Raw genomic sequence first — 5,690 nt, forward strand, 5'->3', positions numbered from 1 at the left:
GAACGAGGCTGACGCCGACGTTGTTCGAGGTCAGGGCTTCAGAGATGTCCGTGTCCTCACCGACAACACCGAATTCATCATCAGGGGGGCCCAAGATGTTCTGAAGGTTCACCGGGCCGCGCTAGGGGCGGTTCTGATTGGCTCGCACATGGAGCAATCAACCATTGCGTCCTGCCCCGTGCGGAGCTTCGGGCGTTTGCGGCCGATGAGGGGTTCACAGAAAAACTGCTGACCCCGGGCGACGGTGAAGCCATAACGTTCTGAGCGGCCGGCGGCGGTCCGAAGTGCTCCGCCGCCGGAAACGATGACCTTGGGAGTGCCGGTAGATTATCGGGCTTGCGGGGCAAGACACTGATGCAGATGAAGGGCGCGGCCTGAGGTCGTATGTCAGACCGCCCCCCGGACCCTCGCCCCTCTTCAAACCAGTGGTGGCCCGCGAGCCGGCGTAGAGCATGCGCCGGAAGCGCCTGGTGGCAAGAGCTTCTCCGCTTCCCGGGCGTCCTGCGCGCAGGCTGCTCGACATCACGACCGAGGAAGCCGCCGATCTCGCCCACAGGAGGCCCGCCGGAATGGCCGCTCATCTGGATTGGACGGAGTGCCTTCTTGCATGAGTTCTTCCGGAGCGCGCGCGCCGGCCGCGTTCGCTTCGCCGCGTGAAGTTTATCGGAGGATTCTTTCGAAGGCGCTTTCCGGCGGCAGCTGGATGCTGCCGGAAGGGAAGTCGAGAAGCCGTTCGTAAGCCTGCTGTTCGGCGCGCCGTCGCCGATGCAGGTCAGCCAGCGCCGCCGCCCTGTCGCCGGCGCGCGCCGCATCCTGCAGCTCGATGAACCGGAGCCACCTGGTGCGGGAAATGCGAAGGATGAGATCGGCGGTCATGTCCACGTCCTCGATCTCGAACGCACCGCTTTTCAGGCCCTCGGAGAGGATCTCTTTCAGTGCGGGCAGGGTTCGGCGCTCGGTTTCCCGGGCGAGCTCCAGGAACAGGGCGCCATTTCCCGCGCGCTGCGCAAGGCGCACGATGCTAATGACCTCGCCGGCGTGATCGAGTTCCCATTCGAGGGAGCCGCACAGGTAGGCGGAGAGCCGGTCCACGAAACCTGCGCCCGAACTCCCCTGCCCCGCCGTGGCAGCTGCCGTGGCTGCATCCGCGAAACGGAGGACCAGGGCCGCGAGAATGTCGTCCTTCGACGAGAAGTGATGATAGAAGCCGCCCTTCGAGATACCCGCGGCGGCAAGGATCTCGTTGACCGTGATCTCGTCCCATCCATGCGTTGCAAGGATCTGCGCGGCAGCATCGAGGATGGCGTGCTGGCGCTGGTCTGCCGCCATCCGCTCGCGCCGCGCCCCCGTTTTCTCGTCAGGTTGCAAGACCGCTCTCCTGCGCTACATACCGTCAGTCGGTATGTAATCCCTCCGGCCCCATCGCGCCAACTCTCTGCCTGGAAGATCTCATGTCCGAACATCGCGTGGCCTCGCCGGCCGTCGAAAGCCCAAGGGCCGCCCTGGAAACCGATCGCGGGGCATCGCGGTCGTTCTGGGTTGCCTCCGCACTCCTCGCGGGGATCGTCGCCTGGATGGGTAGCGGGTTCATCATCGATCGGGAGACGGACGTCGGGCAGGTCGCGGCCGAGGCGCCACAGCCGCCGTCGGTCGTCGTGCGCCAGTCGGCGGCCACGACCGTCCAGCTCAGCTTCAGCGCGCAGGGACAGGCCTTGCCGGAGCGAGACAGCGAGATCGTGACCGAGGCCGCGGGGACCGTCGTCTCCCTGCCCGTGCGCAAGGGGCAGGTCATCGAGCGCGGCGACGTCATCGCCCGGCTCGACGCGCGCCGGGCCGAAGCGGCCCTGGCACAGGCGGAGGAGGAACGAAGCCGTGCTCAGCGCGAGCTCGACAATGCCACGACCCTGCTCGACCGCGGCGCGGGCACCGCGGACCGGGTCGCGCAGGCACGCGCCTCGCTGGCAGCGGCAGAGGCGCAGGTCTCCTCTGCCCAGGAGACGCTGTCGAACTTCACCATCGTCGCCCCCTTCGCCGGCAGCATCGAGGACCTGCTGCTCAATGACGGGGAATATGCCGCCGCGGGGACGTCCGTCGCGCGGATCGTGGACAGCGATCCGGTCACCGTCGCGATCCAGATCCCCCAGCAATCGCGAGAGTGGATCGCACCCCGGCAGGCTGCGCAGGTCGACTTCATCACCGGACAAAGCCGCGAGGGAGTCGTCAACTTCGTCGCGGAAGCCGCCTCCCCGGAAACCCGGACGTTCCTCGCCGAGATCACCATCGACAATGCGGACGGCGCCATTCGATCCGGCGTGTCCGCGGAAGTGACCATTCCGACGAGAGAGGAAACGGCGCATTTCGTCGAGGCATCTGTCATCTCGCTCAGTTCCGAGGGGGCGATCGGCGTCAAGGCGGTCGAGGATGACATCGTGCACTTCCACGAGGTCGAGGTCGTCAGGGCCGAAGTGGGCGGCGTCTGGGTCTCCGGCCTGCCGCAGACGGCGCGGATCATCACCGTAGGCCAGGGCTTCGTGCGCGAGGGCGAGACCGTGCGCCCCCAGGCCGAGGAAGCCCGGCAACCGCAACAAGCCTCCGCGGCGCCGCCCGAGGTCGAGGCGACCCGATGAGCGCGCTCATCGATGCCGCCTTCTCCCGGACGCGCGTCGTCCTCATGGCCTTCGTGATGCTCCTGGCGCTCGGGGCGGTTGCCTACATCGCGATCCCGAAGGAAGCGAACCCCGAGGTTCCGCTGCCGCTGGTCTATGTATCGACAGGGATTGACGGCATCAGCCCCACGGACGCCGAGCGTCTCCTTCTTGAGCCGATGGAAGCCGAGTTCGGCGCCATCGAGGGTCTCCAGAAGATGTCGAGCGAGGCCGCCGAGGGCTTCGCGAGCATCCAGCTCGAGTTCCAGGCCGGAGGCGACATCGAGGAGGCACTGCGCAAGGTCCGCGAGGCGGCGGACGACGTGCAGACCGAACTGCCCGAGGACGCCCGCGTCCTCAACGTCACCGAGGTCAATACCGCCCTCTTCCCGGTCATCACCGTCACCTTGTCGGGCCCGGTGCCCGAGCGGACGCTCAACGACCTGGCGGAGGAGGTGCGGCGCGAGGTCGAGGCGCTCCCCGGCGTCCTGGAAGTCGATATCGGCGGCGCCCGGGAGGAATTCCTCGAGGTGCTGATCGATCCCACGATCTTCCAGACCTACGACCTGAACCTCGAGGCGCTGACGAGCCAGCTCAACCGGAACAACCAGCTGATCGCGGCGGGGGCCATCGACACCGGCGGCGGCCGGGTGGTGCTGAAGGTGCCCGGGCTGGTTCAGGACATGGGCGACATCCTGGCGATGCCGGTCAAGGTCGAAGGCGACACCGTCGTCACCTTCGCCGACGTGGCCACGGTCCGCCGAACGTTCGAGGACCCCACCGGTTTCGCCCGGATCGACGGCCAGCCGGCGCTCTCGCTCGAGGTCGTCAAGCGCTCGGGCGCGAACGTCATCGACACCGTAGCCGAGGTCCGGGCGACCATCGAGGAGATCGGGCGGGACTGGCCGGAGAGCCTTCGGGTGACCTACCTGCGGGACCAGTCCGAGGACGTGAAGACACTGCTGTCGGATCTGGAGTCCAACGTGCTCGCCGCAGTGCTGCTCGTCATGGTGGTGGTGGTCTTCGCCCTTGGCCTGCGGTCCGCGATCCTGGTCGGACTTGCGATCCCGGGCGCGTTTCTCGCCGGCGTGGCCGCGATCTGGGCTATGGGCCTGACCATGAATATTGTCGTCCTCTTCGCGCTGATCCTCGTGGTCGGCATGCTGGTGGATGGCGCCATCGTGACGGTCGAGCTGGCGGACCGGCGCCTGCAGGAGGGCGATACCCCGGCCGAGGCCTATGCGGCCGCTGCCAAGCGCATGACCTGGCCCATCATCGCCTCGACCGCGACCACGCTGAGCGTGTTCTTTCCCCTCCTGTTCTGGACGGGGCTGATCGGCCAGTTCATGAAGTATCTGCCGATCACCGTCATCCTGACGCTGTCCGCGTCGCTTTTCATGGCGCTGATCTTCATTCCGGTGGCTGGTGGCGTGATTGGCCGGGCCCAGCCCCAGACCGCGGCGGCCAAGCAGGCCTTGCGTGAAGCCGAGCACGGCGATCCGCGCCGGATCGGCGGCCTCACCGGCGCCTATATCCGCGTTCTGGAGCAGGCCGTTCTCCGACCCGGGACGACCGTCGTCCTTGCGCTGTCACTGCTGCTTGGCACCTTCGCCCTCTACGGCGAGTTCGGACGCGGCGTGAGTTTCTTTCCCTCCGTCGAGCCGGACGCAATGCAGGTGCAGATCCGGGCCCGGGACAATCTGTCCATCTACGAGCGCGACGATCTCGTCCGGCAGGTCGAACGCCGCCTTGTCGGCACCGCGGGCGTGGAAAGCATCTACTCCCGCTCCGTCCTGAGTTCCGGGACGGGGGACGAGGACATCATCGGGACCATCCAGCTCGATCTCGTCGAGTGGGATCAACGACGCACGGCGGACGAGATCGGCGCCGATCTCCGTCGTGATCTCGCGGACATCGCCGGGATCGATGTCCAGGTGGAATCGGAAAGCGGTGGTCCGGGCGGCGGCAAGCCGATCAATCTGCAGGTATCCGCGGCCACCCCCGCCGGCCAGCAGGACGCCGTCGAAGCCGTCCTTGCGGCGATGGAACGGATCGGCGGGTTCGTCGATGTGACGGATACGCGAGCCCTTCCGGGTGTCGAGGTGGCGATCAACGTCGACCGGGCGCAGGCAGCCCGCTACGGCGCCGACGTCGCCCTGCTGGGGCAGGCGATCCAGCTCCTGACCCAGGGCATCACCGTGACCAGCTACCGTCCCGGCGATGTCGACGGCGAGATGGATGTCCGGGTGCGGTTTCCGGCCGATGACCGATCCTTGGGCGAGCTCGGGAAGCTGAGGGTGCCGACCTCTGCCGGACTCGTCCCGATCTCGAACTTCGTCTCTTTCGAGCCGACGGAGCGGGTCGGGATCATCCGGCGGACCGACGAGACCCGCGTCACCACGATCGAGGCAAACGTCGCGCCAGGCATCCTGGTGAGCGATCAGATCTCGGCCCTTCGCGCGGCGCTCGATGGCGGCGCGCTCGACCAGGGCGCCACGGTCGACTTCGCCGGCGAGGCGCAGGACCAGACGGAAGCCATGGCGTTCCTCGGCGGGGCCTTCGTGGCCGCCGTGATGCTGATGTTCATGATCCTGGTCCTCCAGTTCAACAGCTTCTACCAGGCCGTCGTGGTCATGAGCGCCATCGTCTTCTCGATCGCCGGCGTGCTGCTCGGATTGATCATCACGGGCCGGCCATTCGGCATCGTCATGGGTGGCGTCGGGGTGATCGCCCTCGCGGGCATTGTCGTGAACAACAACATCGTGCTGATCGACACCTTCAACGAGCTGCGCCGCTCCGGCGCTACCGCGCACGAGGCGGCGCTGCGGACAGGAGCGCAGCGCCTGCGCCCGGTGCTCCTGACATCGATTACCACCGCTCTCGGTCTGATGCCGATGGTCCTGGGCATGAACATCGACTTCTTCGGCCGACAGATCGTCCTTGGCGCGCCGTCGACCCAATACTGGACGGAGCTGTCGGCGGCGATTGCCGGCGGCCTCGTGATCGCCACGATCCTGACCCTTGTCGTGACCCCTGCCATGCTGA

The 5,690-nt window shown here is 67.0% G+C and carries 4 protein-coding genes; 3 read left to right on the plus strand and 1 reads right to left on the minus strand.

Annotated elements, in window-relative coordinates; all coding sequences use genetic code 11:
• On the plus strand, positions 1-232 hold a 232-nt coding region (locus Q0938_RS18755; RefSeq protein ID WP_299365574.1), incomplete at its 5' end, for a hypothetical protein.
• A gap of 428 nt (positions 233-660) precedes the next feature.
• Here the strand turns inward: Q0938_RS18755 and Q0938_RS18760 are convergent.
• A complete protein-coding gene (locus Q0938_RS18760; RefSeq protein WP_299365578.1) occupies positions 661-1,368 on the minus strand; it encodes a TetR/AcrR family transcriptional regulator in 708 nt (235 codons plus the stop codon).
• An 83-nt stretch (positions 1,369-1,451) separates the two neighbouring features.
• Here Q0938_RS18760 and Q0938_RS18765 point away from each other — a divergent pair, with 83 nt between their 5' ends.
• Complete coding sequence (locus tag Q0938_RS18765) at positions 1,452-2,627, plus strand: efflux RND transporter periplasmic adaptor subunit (protein ID WP_299365580.1); 1,176 nt, start codon at positions 1,452-1,454, stop codon at positions 2,625-2,627.
• Positions 2,624-5,690 (plus strand): efflux RND transporter permease subunit (locus tag Q0938_RS18770; RefSeq protein ID WP_299365582.1); only part of this gene is annotated, 3,067 nt, incomplete at its 3' end. The genes Q0938_RS18765 and Q0938_RS18770, both read left to right, overlap by 4 nt.

This window comes from uncultured Paracoccus sp., from assembly GCF_947496875.1.
In the GTDB taxonomy this organism is placed as follows: domain Bacteria; phylum Pseudomonadota; class Alphaproteobacteria; order Rhodobacterales; family Rhodobacteraceae; genus Paracoccus.

What these genes read in the sequence shown, in the direction of transcription:
- Q0938_RS18765 (WP_299365580.1), top strand. Translation starts at nt 1,452, where the DNA reads ATGTCCGAACATCGCGTGGCCTCGCCGGCCGTCGAAAGCCCAAGGGCC.